At 71.7% G+C, this 14,013-nt stretch carries 11 protein-coding genes; 6 read left to right on the top strand and 5 right to left on the bottom strand.

The features are described 5' to 3' along the window. Positions 1-54: 54 nt before the first annotated feature. The 4 genes from HD596_RS52440 to HD596_RS52425 are packed head-to-tail and all read left to right on the top strand — an operon-like array spanning position 55 to position 4,146. The gene (locus HD596_RS52440; protein WP_185076926.1) at positions 55-1,371 is read left to right on the top strand and encodes an ABC transporter substrate-binding protein; all 1,317 of its coding nucleotides are present in this window, start codon (positions 55-57) and stop codon (positions 1,369-1,371) included. Beyond that, complete coding sequence (locus HD596_RS52435; protein WP_185076925.1) at positions 1,368-2,252, top strand: carbohydrate ABC transporter permease; 885 nt, start codon at positions 1,368-1,370, stop codon at positions 2,250-2,252. Before HD596_RS52440 ends, HD596_RS52435 begins: the two co-directional genes overlap by 4 nt. Next, a complete protein-coding gene (locus HD596_RS52430; protein WP_246555456.1) occupies positions 2,252-3,154 on the top strand; it encodes a carbohydrate ABC transporter permease in 903 nt (300 codons plus the stop codon). Before HD596_RS52435 ends, HD596_RS52430 begins: the two co-directional genes overlap by 1 nt. Further along, complete coding sequence (locus tag HD596_RS52425; protein WP_185076924.1) at positions 3,151-4,146, top strand: LacI family DNA-binding transcriptional regulator; 996 nt, start codon at positions 3,151-3,153, stop codon at positions 4,144-4,146. The genes HD596_RS52430 and HD596_RS52425 overlap by 4 nt, the downstream gene beginning before the upstream one ends. A gap of 25 nt (positions 4,147-4,171) precedes the next feature. Here HD596_RS52425 and HD596_RS52420 read toward each other — a convergent pair whose 3' ends face one another. Next, on the bottom strand, positions 4,172-5,572 hold the full coding sequence (locus HD596_RS52420; protein ID WP_221520009.1) for an APC family permease: 1,401 nt from the start codon (positions 5,570-5,572) through the stop codon (positions 4,172-4,174). 133 nt (positions 5,573-5,705) lie between these two features. Here HD596_RS52420 and HD596_RS52415 point away from each other — a divergent pair, with 133 nt between their 5' ends. After that, positions 5,706-6,356 (top strand): nitroreductase family protein, encoded by a 651-nt coding sequence (locus HD596_RS52415; protein WP_185076923.1) that lies wholly within the window; start codon positions 5,706-5,708, stop codon positions 6,354-6,356. Positions 6,357-6,454: 98 nt separating this feature from the next. After that, positions 6,455-7,285: an SAM-dependent methyltransferase gene (locus HD596_RS52410; RefSeq protein ID WP_185076922.1), complete on the top strand. Its 831-nt coding sequence runs from the start codon at positions 6,455-6,457 to the stop codon at positions 7,283-7,285. On the opposite strand, the gene HD596_RS52405 is transcribed toward HD596_RS52410, so the two are convergent. Genes HD596_RS52405 through HD596_RS52390 form a run of 4 tightly spaced genes read right to left on the bottom strand, consistent with a single transcriptional unit; the run spans position 7,286 to position 13,999 of the window. Further along, the gene (locus tag HD596_RS52405; protein ID WP_185079268.1) at positions 7,286-8,671 is read right to left on the bottom strand and encodes a GH1 family beta-glucosidase; all 1,386 of its coding nucleotides are present in this window, start codon (positions 8,669-8,671) and stop codon (positions 7,286-7,288) included. An 8-nt stretch (positions 8,672-8,679) separates the two neighbouring features. Further along, on the bottom strand, positions 8,680-10,983 hold the full coding sequence (yicI, locus tag HD596_RS52400; protein WP_185076921.1) for an alpha-xylosidase: 2,304 nt from the start codon (positions 10,981-10,983) through the stop codon (positions 8,680-8,682). Further along, a complete protein-coding gene (locus HD596_RS52395; protein WP_185076920.1) occupies positions 10,980-12,977 on the bottom strand; it encodes a beta-galactosidase in 1,998 nt (665 codons plus the stop codon). Before HD596_RS52395 ends, yicI begins: the two co-directional genes overlap by 4 nt. Continuing rightward, the gene (locus HD596_RS52390) at positions 12,974-13,999 is read right to left on the bottom strand and encodes a LacI family DNA-binding transcriptional regulator (protein ID WP_185076919.1); all 1,026 of its coding nucleotides are present in this window, start codon (positions 13,997-13,999) and stop codon (positions 12,974-12,976) included. Before HD596_RS52390 ends, HD596_RS52395 begins: the two co-directional genes overlap by 4 nt. Between the last annotated feature and the right edge of the window lie 14 nt (positions 14,000-14,013).

Here is a 14,013-nt window from a genome sequence, read left to right as displayed (position 1 = left end):
CGTTTCGTGGCTGTTTCACTCTGTGCACGTTCACAGAACCTTCTGGAGGTACGCATGCGCGCCAACCGCCTCGGAGCCGCCCTGGCCCTCATGCTCACGGCCACTCTCGCGAGCTGCGGGTCCAGCGAACCCGCCCCCGGCACCGAGGCGGCGCAGAGCCCCACGGCCGCCGCCAAGGGACCGGTCAAGCTGACGTACTGGACCTGGGCCCCCAACATGGACAAGATCGTCGCCGTCTGGAACCAGTCGCACCCGGACATCCAGGTCACGGTCAGCAAGCAGGCGGGCGGTGACGACGCGGCGGCCAAGTTCCTCACCGCGGCCAAGGCCGGCAACCCGCCGGACCTGGTGCAGGCCGAGTACCAGCACCTTCCCTCGTTCGTCGCCGCCGACGCGGTCGCCGACATCAAGGCCGAGACCGCCTCGATCAAGGGCGAGTTCGCCGAGGGCCTGTGGGGCCTGGTCACGCTCGGCACGGCGGGCGTGTACGGGATCCCGCAGGACAGCGGCCCGATGATGCTCTTCTACCGCAAGGACCTGTTCGACAAGTACGGCATCGCGGTCCCCAAGACCTGGCAGGAGTACGCCGACGCCGCGCGCACCGTGCACAAGAAGGACCCGAAGGCGTACCTCGGCACGTTCTCCAGCAAGGATCCGGGAGCGTTCACGGGCCTGGCCCAGCAGGCCGGCGCCCAGTGGTGGTCGATCAGCGGCGAGTCCTGGAAGGTGAACATCGCCGACGAGCCCACCAAGAAGGTCGCCGACTACTGGGGCGGCCTGGTCAAGGAGGGCGTCATCGACGACATGCCGTACTTCACCCCCGAGTGGAACAAGGCCCTCAACGACGGCAAGCTGCTGACCTGGCCGTCGGCCGTCTGGGCGCCGGGCGTGCTGTCGAGCAACGCGCCCAAGGCCAAGGGCAAGTGGGCCGCCGCGCCGCTGCCGCAGTGGAACGCGGGCGAGAGCTTCAGCGGCTTCTGGGGCGGCTCGTCCACGGCCGTGTCCGCCAAGACGCCGAACAAGGCCGCCGCCGCCCAGTTCGCCACCTGGATGAACACCGACCCCGCCGCCCTGGACCTGCTGGTCAAGGAGGCCGCCATCTACCCGGCCGCCACCAAGGCCCAGTCGTCGCTCGGCCAGGCGCCCGACTACTTCGCCAACCAGCCCGACTTCTGGCAGCAGGCCGCCGCCGTCTCCGCCGTCGCCCGCGGCTTCACCTTCGGCCCGAACGTCGGCGTGACGTACAACGCCTTCAAGGACAACTTCGACAAGGCAGTGCAGAACAAGTCATCGTTCTCCGACGCGATCCAGGCCATGCAGGACGCGACCGTCGCCGACATGCGCAAGTCCGGCTTCCAGATCGCCTCATGAAGAGGTCCGAGAGGGGGGTGTGGCCGTACCTGTTCCTGACCCCCGCGATGGTGCTGTTCACGCTCTTCCTCGCGGTGCCCATCGGGTACACCGTCTGGCTGGCGACGCGCCGTACCAAGGTGTCCGGGCTCGGGCTGGGCAGGGGCGCGCGCAAGGAGGTCTTCGTCGGGTTCGACAACTTCTCCGCCGCCCTGTCCGACCCAGAGCTGTGGCACGGCTGGCTGCGCGTGCTCGGCTACGGGGCGCTGGTGCTGGTCGTGATGCTGGGGCTGGCCCTGCTGTTCGCGCTGCTGCTGGACTCGGCGCGGGTGCGGCTGGCCCGGTTCTCGCGGATCGCGATCTTCCTGCCGTACGCGGTGCCGGGCGTGGCCGCCACGCTGCTGTGGGGCTTCCTCTACCTGCCCTCGCTCAGCCCCATCAGGGACGTCCTGGACGTCGACTTCCTCGGCGCGAGCACCGTCACGTACTCCATGGCGAACGTGGCGGTGTGGGGCGGGACCGGCTTCAACATGCTGGTGCTCTACACCACGCTCCGGGCGATCCCGCGCGACCTGTACGAGGCCGCGCGGCTGGACGGCGCGTCCGAGCTCCAGATCGCCCTGCGGGTGAAGATCCCGATCCTCACCCCGGCGATCATCCTGACCACCGTCTTCTCGATCATCGCGACCATCCAGGTGTTCACCGAGCCCACCACGCTGCGGCCGCTGACCAACACGATCAGCTCCACGTGGAGCCCGCTCATGAAGGTCTACCGCGACGCGTTCGTCACCGGCGACCTGTACTCGGCCGCCGCCACCTCGATCGTCATCGCGGCGATCTCGCTCGTCCTGTCGTTCGGGTTCCTGCGCGTGGTCCGCAACCGCGCCTTCGGGGAGGGCTGATGGCCACGACACACCGCGCCACGACAGACCGGGCCGCGACACGCCGGGCCACGGCACACCGGGCGACGGCCGCGCGCACGCCGTGGGGAGTGGCCCCGACCGGGCTGCTCCTGCTCGGCGCGATCTACTGCCTGTTCCCGGTGCTCTGGGTGCTGATCGCGGCGACCAAGTCGCCGGGCGAGCTGTTCACCACCTCGACACTGGCCTTCGGCACCGGCTTCGCCGACAACGTGAGCCAGCTGTTCGCCTACCGGGACGGGGTGTTCTGGCTGTGGGCGGCCAACACGCTGGTGTACGCGGGCGGCGGCGCGCTGCTGTCGACCGCGGTCTCGGCGATCTCGGGGTACGCGCTGGCGAAGTTCCGCTTCCCCGGCCGCGACCTCATCTTCAACCTGCTCATCGGCGGCATCCTCGTGCCGGCCGTGGTGCTGGCGATCCCGCAGTACCTGCTGTTCTCCAAGGTCGGGCTGGCCGACACCTACTGGGCCGTGCTGCTGCCGCAGATCCTGCACCCGTACAGCATCTACCTGGCCCGCATCTACGCCACGGCGGCCATCCCCGACTCGCTGCTGGAGGCGGGGCGGATCGACGGGGCCACCGAGTGGCGGCTGATGTACCGGGTGGCGCTGCCCCTGATGGTGCCGGGCATGGTGACGATCTTCCTGTTCCAGTTCGTGGCCATCTGGAACAACTTCCTGCTGCCGTTCATCATGCTCGGCGACGACGGCAAGTTCCCGCTGACGGTGGGCCTCTACACGCTGCTGGCCGCCGGGGCGAACCAGCCCTCCCTCTACAACCTGATCCTCACGGGCGCGCTGCTGTCCATCGTGCCCTTGATCGCGCTCTTCCTCACGATGCAGCGATACTGGAAGACCGACCTGTCCTCCGGAGCCGTCAAATGAAGCGCCCCACGATCCACGACGTCGCCGCCGCCGCGGGCGTGTCCCGCGGCACGGTCTCCCGGCTGCTCAACGGGGACAAGTACGTCAGCCCGGCGGCACGCGTGGCGATCGAGCGGGCCATCTCGGAGACCGGCTACGTCGTCAACCGGGCCGCCCGCAGCCTCGTCACCCAGCGCACCGGGTCGATCGTGATGGTGCTGTCGGAGCCGCACGAGAAGCTGTTCGAGGACCCCAACTACAGCACCACCATCCGAGTCGCCATCAGGATGCTCGCCGAGCGGGACCTGTCGCTGGTGATGATGCTGGCGGGCGACGAGGGCGACCGCGAGCGGGTGGTCCGCTACGTGCGCGGCGGCCACGCCGACGGGGTGCTGCTGCTCTCGACGCACGCCGGCGACCCGTTCATCGACGCGCTGCGTTCGGGGCCGCCCGCGGTCTCCTGCGGCGCCGTCATCGGCAGCGAGGGCGTCATCCCGTACGCCGCCGCCAACGAGCGCCTGGGCGGCCGCCAGATGACCGAATACTTCGTGAACCAGGGCCGCAGGCGCATCGCCATGATCACCGGCCCGATGGACACCCCGGGCGGCATCCAGCGTCTGGAGGGCTTCGCCGACGTGCTGGGCCGCAAGGCGACGAAGAAGCTCATCGCGCACGGCGACTGGACGCAGGCCAGCGGCGAGCGCGCGATGACCGAGCTGCTGGCCCGCACGCCCGACATCGACGCCGTCTTCGTGGCCTCCGACCTGATGGCCGCCGGCGCCCTGGCGGCCCTGCGGGCGGCGGGCCGCCGGGTGCCGGACGACGTGGCGGTGGGCGGGTTCGACGACTCGTCGGTGGCCCTGTCGACGCACCCGCCGCTGACCACGATCCGCCAGCCGCTGGCGGAGGTGGCGCAGGAGACCGTACGCCTGCTGCTGGCGCTCATCGACGGCGCCGAGCACGTGGATCCGGTGATACTGCCCACGGAGCTGGTGATCCGCGAGTCGGCCTGATCCGGTGAGCCGCCCGGACGGCCGGTCAGCCGGCGTGCTCCTTCCTGCGGGCGTACCAGGTGATCACCCAGAGGACCAGGCCGAGCGCGAGCAGCACGCCCGCGATCTCGTACTGGCCGGCGGGACGTCCGGAGGACCACGGCAGGACCAGGTACACGCACGTGATCGCGCCCACGACGGGCAGGACGCGCCCCGCGCTGAAGTGCTCGGTCGCCGCCTGTTCCCTGCGCAGGACGAGAACGGACACGTTGACCAGCGCGAAGACCGCCAGCAGGAGCAGCGAGGTCGTCCCGCCCAGCAACGACACGACCGGGCTGTCGGGACTCAGCGAGACGAACGTGATCAGCCCGAGGGCGATCACGGTGGTGAACACGATCGCCGCCTGCGGCGTGCGCCGCCTCGGGTGCACCTTGGCCAGGAAGGGCGGCAGCACGCCCTGCTTGCCCATGCCGTAGAGCAGCCGGCTGGCCATCAGCATGTTGATCAACGCGGAGTTCGCCACGGCGAACATCGAGATGAACGGCAGCAGATCGGAGATCGGGAAGCCGGGGGCCGCGGTCTGCACCACCGTCGCGAGCGGGGTCTCGCTCTCGGAGAGCTGCCCGACGGGGACCACGGCGACGGCGCAGATGGACACGAGCACGTAGATCAACCCGGTGATCCCGAGCCCGGTGAACATCATGCGAGGGAAGATCCGGGCCGGATTCTTGGTCTCTTCCGCCATGTTGACCGAGTCCTCGAACCCGACCATGGCGAAGAAGGCCAGCGACGTGGCCGTGCTGACCGCCAGGAACACGCTCTTGTCGGAGGCGGTCTCGAAGGTGACGACGCGGGAGAAGTCGGCGTTCCCGCCGGCGATGAAGTACAGGCTGACCAGGATGACGATCAGCAGACCCGAGAGCTCGACCGCGGTGAGCAGGACGTTGATCTTGACGCTCTCGCCGACGCCGCGCAGGTTGACGGCCAGGACCAGGAGCATGAACGCCAGCGCGATCAGCAGGATGACGCCGTTGCCGGCGTCCAGGCCGAAGCCGGTGGCGAGGTTGGCGGCGAAGGCCCGGGACGCCGCCGAGGCGGAGGTGATGCCGGAGCACATCACCGCGAAGCACACCAGGAAGGTCAGGAGGTGTTTGCCGAAGGCCTTGTGCACGTACAGCGCGGCTCCCGCGGCCTGCGGGTATTTCGTCACCAGCTCCAGGTACGAGCACGCGGTGATCAACGCGACCGCGAAGGCGACGGCGAACGGCAGCCAGGCGGCGCCACCCACCTCGCCGGCGATCTCGCCGGTCAGCGCGTAGATGCCGGTGCCGAGAATGTCGCCGACGATGAACAGCAGCAGCAGGCCCGGGCCCATCACCTGCTTCAGACTCGGCTCTCCGCCGGCGCTGGACTCCTCGGTTGGACTGGGGGGACTGGTTCGGGACATGCGGTAGTCCTTCTCGCTGGGAGCCCCGGGGAAACAGGTGAACTTGACACGTCCCCGCGCCGGGGCGTCAACCGGCACGGCGCGATCGGCCCGTCACCCGGCGCCGGGGCCGGTGGCGTTGCATGATGGCCCCATGACGATCGAACCGCTGACCCCCGACGAACTGCTCACCACCACGCGCAGCGTGCGCAAGCGTCTCGACCTGACCCGCCCCGTCCCCCTGGAGCTCGTGCGCGAGTGCCTCGAGATCGCGCTCCAGGCGCCCAGCGGCGGCAACCGGCAGGCGTGGCACTGGATGGTGGTGACCGATCCCGAGCTGCGCAAGGCGGTCGGGAGCTACTACGAGCGCTCCCACCAGGCGTACTTCGAGTCCGGCAGCTCCGCGGGGGCGCTGTTCCAGGACGACCCGGTCCGGGCGGCGCAGCAGCGGCGGGTGGGCGAGAGCTCGCTGTACCTGGCCGAGCACATGGGGGACGTGCCGGTGCTGGTGATCGGGTGCATCGCGGTGGGGGACGGCGGGCTGCCCCCGGGGAACCAGGCCGGGCTGTGGGGGTCGCTGCTGCCCGCCGCGTGGAGCTACATGCTGGCCGCCCGCGCCCGCGGGCTGGGCACGGCGTGGACGACGCTGCACCTGGCGTACGAGAGCGAGGTCGCCGAGCTGCTCGGCATCCCCGGCGACGTGCGCCAGGGCGTGCTCATCCCGACCGCCTACTACCTCGGCGAGACGTTCGCCCCCGCGAAGCGGCAGCCGCTCGACGAGGTGCTTCACGTCGATCGCTGGTAGGCGGTTCGCCCCCGCCTATTGCGTCCCGAAATATCGGCATAAATCAGGGGTTTGCCAATTAGGATCATGGCTCCACCCATCCGACCAAGGAGCCGACAGTGCCCGAGAGCGAGCAGGAGCGCGCGCCTCGCGGGATCGACACCACCAAGCCCAGTGTCTCCCGCGTCTATGACTACATGCTCGGCGGCAAGGACAACTACGAGATCGACCGCCAGGTGGCCGCGGCGGCTCTCAAGGTGGCGCCCGACGCGCCCGAGGCGGCCATGGCCAACCGGGAGTTCCTGCGGCGCACGGTCCACTTCCTGGCGGCCGAGGCGGGCATCCGGCAGTTCCTGGACATCGGCTCGGGCCTGCCGACGCAGGGCAACGTCCACGAGATCGCCCAGGCGGTGGCGCCGCAGTCGCGGGTCGTCTACGTGGACCACGACCCGATCGTGCTCGTCCACGGCCGCGCCCTGCTCGCCGTGGACGCCAGCACCACGATCGTCGAGGCCGACGCCCGCGAGCCGGAGAAGATCCTCAACGACCAGAAGACGCGCTCGCTGATCGACTTCGACGAGCCGGTCGGGCTGCTGATGTTCGGGATCCTGCACCACCTGGGCGACGACGAGGACCCGGCCGGCGTCGCGGGCGCGCTGATCGGGCCGCTCGCCCCGGGCAGCCACGTGGTGATCTCGCACTTCCACAACCCGGGCGAGGCGCACCCCGAGGTGTCGAAGCAGGCGTACGAGGCGGAGCGGATCTTCAACGAGCGCCTCGGCACCGGCCGGTGGCGCACCCGCGAGGAGATCCTCGCCTACTTCGACGGTCTCGAACTGCTGGAGCCCGGCCTGGTGCCGCTGCCCGAGTGGCGCCCGGGCCCCGACGACCGCGCCACGCCGGGCATCACGTACCACACCTTCGTCGGAGGCGTGGGCCGCAAACCCTAGCTAGGCGGGCAGCTTGCCGGTGGCGACCACGTCGCGGTACCAGTGGGCGCTGTCCTTCCAGGTGCGCTCGAGCGTGTCCGGGTCCACCCGCACGATGCCGAACCGCTTGGCGTACCCGTGCGCCCACTCGAAGTTGTCCATCAGCGACCACACGAAGTACCCGCGTACGTCGGCCCCGGCGGAGATCGCCTCGGCCACGGCGGACAGGTGACGGTGCAGGTAGTCGACGCGCTGCTCGTCCCGGACCCGGCCGTCGGGGTCGACGACGTCGGCGAAGGCCGCGCCGTTCTCGGTGATCAGCGTGGGCATGGACGGGTAGTCGCGGTGCAGCCGCAGCAGCAGCTCGGTCAGGCCGGTCTCGTCGATGTTCCAGCCCATCTCGGTGTACGGGCCCGGCTGCGGGACGAACTCGACGTCGTCGCAGGCGATCCACGGCGAGGCGGCCCCGTCCTGGTGCCCGTCGGCGGTCGCCCGCTCGGAGGATCCGTCCCACTGGCGGACCAGCGTCGGGTTGTAGTAGTTGACCCCGAGCACGTCCAGCGGCTGGCACGCGGTGGCCTCGTCGCCGTCGCGCACGAACGACCAGTCGGTCACGGCGGCGGTGTCGGCGATGAGGTCGCGCGGGTAGGCGCCCTCCAGCATGGGGCCGAGGAAGGCCCGGTTGGCCAGCGCGTCCACGCGGCGCACGGCGTCGGCGTCCCGCTCGGACACGCCACGCACGTGGTGCAGGTTGAGCGTCACCGACATCTGGGCCGTCGGGTCGACGACCGCGCGCAACGCCTGGACGGCCAGGCCGTGGCCGAGGTTCAGGTGGTGGACGGCGGCCAGGGCGGCGGCGGGCTCGGTCCTGGCGGGGGCGTGCACGCCGGAGGCGTAGCCGAGGTAGGCCGAGCACCACGGCTCGTTCAGGGTGATCCAGGTGCGGACGCGGTCGCCGAGCGTGCGGCCCATGAGGTCGGCGTACTCGGCGAAGCGGTAGGCGGTGTCGCGGTTGGGCCAGCCGCCCGCGTCCTCCAGCTCCTGCGGCAGGTCCCAGTGGTAGAGGGTGGCGACGGGGGCGATGCCGCGGTCGAGCAGCCCGTCCACCAGCCGCGAGTAGAAGTCCAGGCCCGGCTGGTTGACCCGGCCGCCCGGCCGCACGCGCGGCCAGGAGATCGAGAACCGGTACGCGCCCACGCCCAGCCCGGAGAGGATGTCCAGATCCTCCTCCAGCCGGTGGTAGTGGTCGCAGGCCACGTCACCGGTGTCACCGCCGGTCACCAGTCCGGGGGTGTGGGAGAAGGTGTCCCAGATCGACGGGCCGCGGCCGTCCTCGTTCCAGGCGCCCTCGACCTGGTAGGCGGCGGTGGCGGTGCCCCACAGGAAGTTCTCGGGGAAGGTGGTCATCATGCTCCTCACAGGGTGATCTCGATGTCGTCGGTGCCGGGCTCCGCGGTGACCCGTGGGCCGTCCGAAGTCTGGGGTCCGCCGTGGAGCCGCAGGCTCCAGCGGGCGGGCGCGCCCGCCACGCGCCGGGCGCGGACGCGGTCGCCCGTGCGGGAGACCTCGAAGACGGCGCCGGCGCCGCCGTCGGGGGAGGGCCCGGGGGAGGGCCCGGGGGAGGGCACGGTGACGGTGCGGCGGGCGCCGTCGGCCAGGCGGTAGGCGTTGAGGGTGACGCCGTCGGCGTAGTCGTAGTCGGGCCGGTCCTCGCGGGCGCCCGTCGGCAGCACCGCGCCGGGCCGCACGAGCAGCGGCAGGCTGTCGAACCCGTGCCGTTCGGTACGCCACCCTGGGCCGCTGACGGTCTCGCCGTCGAGCAGCCGGGTCCAGGTTCCCTCCGGTACGTAATACGAAATGTCGCCATCGGCGGACAAGACCGGCGCCACCAGCAGGTCGGGCCCGAGCATGTACTGGGCGTCCAGATGGTCGCAGCCCCGGTCCCCGGGGAACTCCAGCTGCATGGCCCGCATCATCGGCAGCCCCTCGGCCGCGGCCTCGACGGCGGCGCCGTACAGGTAGGGCATCAGCCGCGCCTTCAGCCGCGTGAACGAGCGCAGCACGTCGACCGACTCCTCGTCGAACAGCCACGGCACCCGGTACGAGCTGCTGCCGTGCAGCCGGCTGTGCGACGACAGCAGTCCGAACGCCACCCACCGCTTGAACACGGCCGGATCGGGCCGCCCCTCGAACCCGCCGATGTCGTGGCTCCAGAACCCGAACCCGGCCAGCCCCAGGGACAGCCCGCCGCGCAGCGACTCGGCCATCGCCTCGAACGTCGACTCGCAGTCGCCGCCCCAGTGCACCGGCAGCCGCTGCCCGCCCACCGTGGCCGAGCGGGCGAACTGCACGGGCGCGCCCCGCTCGGCCAGCACCCGGTGCACGGTCTCGTTGTAGAGCAGCGTGTAGTAGTTGTGCATGCGCTCGGGGTCGGCGCCGTCGGCGTAGGCGACGTCGGTCGGGATGCGCTCGCCGAAGTCGGTCTTGAAAGCGTCCACCCCCATGTCGAGCAGCCCGCGCAGCTTGCCCGCGTACCACTCCCTGGCGGCCGGGGAGGTGAAGTCCACCAGCGCCCGGCCCGCCTGCCAGTGGTCATCCTGCCAGACGGTCCCGTCCGGCCGCCGCAGCAGGTGACCGGCCGCGGCCCCCTCGTCGAACAGCGCCGACGCCTGCCCGATGTACGGGTTGATCCACAGGCAGACCCGCAGCCCGCGTTCCTTGAGCCGCCGGATCATGCCCTCGGGGTCGGGGAACACCTCCGGGTCCCATTCGAAGTCGCACCACCGGTAGCGCCGCATCCAGAAGCAGTCGAAGTGGAACACGCTCAGCGGCAGGTCCCGCTCGGCCATCCCGTCCACGAACGAGGTCACCGTCGCCTCGTCGTAGTCGGTGGTGAACGACGTGGACAGCCACAGCCCGAACGACCAGGCGGGCGGCAGCGCCGGGCGGCCGGTCAGCGCCGTGTAGCGGCGCAGGATGTCCTTGGGGGTGGGGCCGTGGATGACGAGGTACTCCAGGTCGTGGCCCTCGGCGCTGAACTGGACCCGCGACACCGTCTCCGAGCCGACCTCGAACGACACCCGGCCGGGATGGTTGACGAACACGCCGTAGCCGCGGTTGGTGAGGTAGAAGGGGATGTTCTTGTAGGCCAGGTCGCTGCTGGTGCCGCCGTCCTCGTTCCAGATGTCGACGGACTGCCCGTTGCGCACCAGGGGGCCGAAGCGCTCGCCCAGCCCGTACACGAGCTCCCCGGCACTGAGCCCGAGCTGCTCGACCGTGAAGTGCCGGTCGCCGGGATCGCGCATGACGCCCAGGCTCCGGCCGGCGCTGCGGGTCAGCTCGCGCCCGCCGGCGCTGAAGGTCATCTCCCACGGGGCGTCCCTGCGCACCCGTACGGTGAGCGCGCCGCTGGTCAGGCTCGCCTGCTCGGCGTCCACGGCGAGGTCGACGTCCGGGGCGTCGTCGCGCACCTCGAAGACCGGGGCGGCGGGGACGGATCCGGCGAAGTGCACCACGCGGACGCGGATCACGTCCGGCATCGGGGACGACAGGTCCACCCGCAGCACCGGCCCGTCGATCGTGTATCCCCGGTGGGTGATGGGCCTGGCCGGGGCCAGGATTCGCAGCGAGCGGGCGTCGGCGGTCACGTCGTGCGCCGCCGTGGCGTAGTCGGCCCGCACCCCGGGACGCAGCCGCCAGTAGCCGTCCTTGAACTTCATTCAGCTCCTTGAACGAGGGCCGCCACCGCCTGCGGCGCCAGCGTGACGTGGCAGTCCACGGGGTCGTGCGCGGCCGATCCGGTCAGCAGGTCGGTGGCCGGGTGCGGGAGCGGCACGCGCGCCGTCTCCGTGCCGTGGTTGAGCAGGAACAGCACCTCGCCGCGGCGTACCGCCTCCACCCCGGGCGGCAGCTCCGGCAGCACGCCCTGCACGCTCGCGTCGGCCAGCGCCCGCGCGGCCAGCTCGCCGAGCGCGGCCGGTTCGGGCATCGTCGCCACGTACCAGGCGACGCCCTGCCCGGCCCGGTGCCGCAGCACCGCCGACCCGCCCTCGACCAGCTCCGCCACCGTCTCGGCGCCCTCCGGGGCGATCAGCTCGGTCCAGGTGTGGGCGGCGAACTCCGTCCCATCGGCCCACCGGCAGCGCACCGGGCCGTCCACGGGCCGCCACTCCTCGCCGGACGCGCCGAGCACCTCGCGCAGCGGCGCGGGGAACCGCCCGGTCCGCACGTGCGCCCGCTCGTCCACGATCCCCGAGAACGGCCCCACGACCAGCACCCCGCCGCCGCGCACGTAGGCGGTCATGGCCGCCGCGTCCTCATCGCCGAGCAGGAACAGGTTCGGGACCACGACCAGGGCGTAGCCGTCGAGCGAGGCCGACGGGGGCACCAGGTCCACGCTCACGCCGCGCTCCCAGAACGGCAGGTAGTAGGCGAACAGCTGGTCGCTCGCGTTCAGGCGGTCGCTGGGCCGGCCGCGCTCCTCCAGCGCCCACCAGCTCGCCCAGTCGAAGACCATCGCCACCCGCGCGGGCACCGGCCGGCCCGCCACGCAGGCCAGCTCGCGCAGCTCCCGGCCGTGCGCGCGGACCTCGGCGTGCACGCGGGTGTCGGCTCCGGCGTGCGGGAGCATCGCCGAATGGAAGCGCTCGGCGCCGAAGCGGGAGGCCCGCCACTGGAAGTAGCACAGCCCGTCCGCGCCCCGGGCGAGCGCCTGCAGCGACTCCAGCCGGAGCCGGCCGGGCGGTTTGGGCGGGTTGTGCGGGCGCCAGTTGACCGCGCCGGCGGCCTGCTCCATCAGCAGCCACGGCCTGCCCTTGGCCAGGCCGCGCATGAGGTCGTGGGTCAGGGCCGTGCGGGCGGGCGCCAACGGGTCCGACGGGTCGGGGTAGTGGTCGTTGGAGACGATGTCCTCCTCGTCCGCCCACGCCCAGTAGTCGACCGGTTTGAACAGGCCCATGAAGTTGGTGGTGATCGGGATGTGCGGGGTCCTGGCGCGCAGCAGGTCGCGTTCGGCGCGGAAGTGGGCCAGCAGCGCGTCGGAGCAGAAGCGTCGCCAGTCGAGCTGCTGGGAGGGGTTGATGAGGTAAGGGGCGCGGCGCGGGGTGACGATCTCGGCCCAGTCGCTGTAGCGCTGGCTCCAGAACGTGGTGCCCCACGCCTCGTTGAGCGCCTCCAGGTCGCCGTAGCGCTCCCGCAGCCAGGTGCGGAACGCCTCGGCGGAGTCGTCGCAGTGGCAGACCTGGCCGTACTCGTTGCCCACGTGCCACAGGGCCAGGGCGGGGTGGGCGGCGTAGCGGTCGGCCAGGTCGTTGACGATGGCCAGCGCCCGCTCCCGGTAGACGGGCGATGAGGGGCAGAACTGGTTGCGCGAGCCGTACCACAGGCGGTGCCCGGCCTCGTCGACCGGCAGGGTCTGCGGCCAGCGGTGCCCCAGCCACGGCGGCGGCGAGGCGGTGGGGGTGGCCAGGTCCACCGCGATCCCGGCCTCGGCCATGAGGTCGAGCACCCGGTCCAGCCAGGCGAAGTCCCGCTTGCCCGGCTCCGGCTCCAGGCGCGCCCAGCTGAAGACCCCGACCGTGACGAGGTTGACCCCGGCGGCCCGCATCAGCTCGGCGTCCTCGGCCCACACGTGCTCCGGCCACTGCTCGGGGTTGTAGTCGCCGCCGAACAGCAGCCTGCGCCCGGCGGTGAGGGTGTGCGTGCCGAGCGTCATGATCTGACTCCTTCGGGGGGTGGTGCGGAGCTGTCGCCGACCACGAGGCGGCAGGGCAGCAGCCGCTGCGCAGGCGGCCCGTCGCCCTCCAGCCGGTCGATGAGCATGCGGGCGCCGAGGCCGCCCAGCTCGGCGCTCGGCGGCTCCATCGTGGTGAGCCTGGGGTGGAACATCTCGGCGACCCGCGCCGACGACAGCACCAGCAGCAACGTCAGGTCCTCGGGGATCCGCCAGCCGCGCGCCGCCACGGCCGCGATCACCCCGACCGCCGCGTGGTCGTCCATCACCGCCAGCGCCGTCGTGTCGGGATGCGCGGCGACCAGCCGCTCGAACGCCTGCCTGCCCTCGTCGGCCGAGCCGGGCCGGAAGTCGTCGACGTAGCCGATCCCGGCCGCGCGGGCGGCCTCGGCGAACTCCGCCCCGGCCCGGACGGCGGGCCCGTACCGTGCCGCGTGCCGGTCGGCCGAGAGGTTGAAGAAGGCCAGCTTTCGGTGCCCGAGCCCGGCCACGTGCGCGACGGCGGCCGCGGCCGTGGCCGCGAAGTCGATGTCGGCGTAGTCGATCGAGCCGGGGTCGCGGGTCCGCCCGATCATGCTGAACGGCACGCCCGCCTCCAGCAGGAACTCCGTGCGCTCGTCGGCCAGCCCGACCTCCATCAGCAGCACGCCGTCCACCAGCCCCAGCCCCGTGAGGTGGCGCAGCTCCTCGACCGGGTCGGCGTGCTCGGGGGAGAGCAGCAGGTGGTAGCCCAGCTCGCGGGCCGCCTCGGCGGCGCCGGTGGCGAACTGCATCTCGGTCAGCCCGAAACCGCTGCGCGGGGTGGGGTACAGCAGGGCCAGGATGCGGGTGCGCTTGCTCTGCAGGCCGCGGGCCAGCAGGCTCGGGCGGTATCCCAGCTCGGCCGCCGCCTGCTCGATCCGCCGCCGGGTGTCCGCCGCCACGGGGCGGGTGCCGTTGAGCGCGGCGGACACGGTGCTCACCGCGACCCGCGCCCGCTCCGCCACGTCACGTATCGAAGACATGCCACTGCCGATCC

Source organism: Nonomuraea jabiensis (genome assembly GCF_014204795.1).
Lineage (GTDB): Bacteria > Actinomycetota > Actinomycetes > Streptosporangiales > Streptosporangiaceae > Nonomuraea > Nonomuraea jabiensis.
Note: the sequence above shows the minus strand (reverse complement) of the source record. Positions and strands in the feature narration are given on the sequence as shown.

Excerpts from the sequence above, each read along its gene's own strand:
- HD596_RS52440 (WP_185076926.1), top strand. The coding sequence starts at position 55 with ATGCGCGCCAACCGCCTCGGAGCCGCCCTGGCCCTCATGCTCACGGCC.
- HD596_RS52435 (WP_185076925.1), top strand. The coding sequence starts at position 1,368 with ATGAAGAGGTCCGAGAGGGGGGTGTGGCCGTACCTGTTCCTGACCCCC.
- HD596_RS52430 (WP_246555456.1), top strand. The coding sequence starts at position 2,252 with ATGGCCACGACACACCGCGCCACGACAGACCGGGCCGCGACACGCCGG.
- HD596_RS52425 (WP_185076924.1), top strand. The coding sequence starts at position 3,151 with ATGAAGCGCCCCACGATCCACGACGTCGCCGCCGCCGCGGGCGTGTCC.
- HD596_RS52420 (WP_221520009.1), bottom strand. The coding sequence starts at position 5,572 with ATGTCCCGAACCAGTCCCCCCAGTCCAACCGAGGAGTCCAGCGCCGGC.
- HD596_RS52415 (WP_185076923.1), top strand. The coding sequence starts at position 5,706 with ATGACGATCGAACCGCTGACCCCCGACGAACTGCTCACCACCACGCGC.
- HD596_RS52405 (WP_185079268.1), bottom strand. The coding sequence starts at position 8,671 with ATGACCACCTTCCCCGAGAACTTCCTGTGGGGCACCGCCACCGCCGCC.
- yicI (WP_185076921.1), bottom strand. The coding sequence starts at position 10,983 with ATGAAGTTCAAGGACGGCTACTGGCGGCTGCGTCCCGGGGTGCGGGCC.
- HD596_RS52395 (WP_185076920.1), bottom strand. The coding sequence starts at position 12,977 with ATGACGCTCGGCACGCACACCCTCACCGCCGGGCGCAGGCTGCTGTTC.
- HD596_RS52390 (WP_185076919.1), bottom strand. The coding sequence starts at position 13,999 with ATGTCTTCGATACGTGACGTGGCGGAGCGGGCGCGGGTCGCGGTGAGC.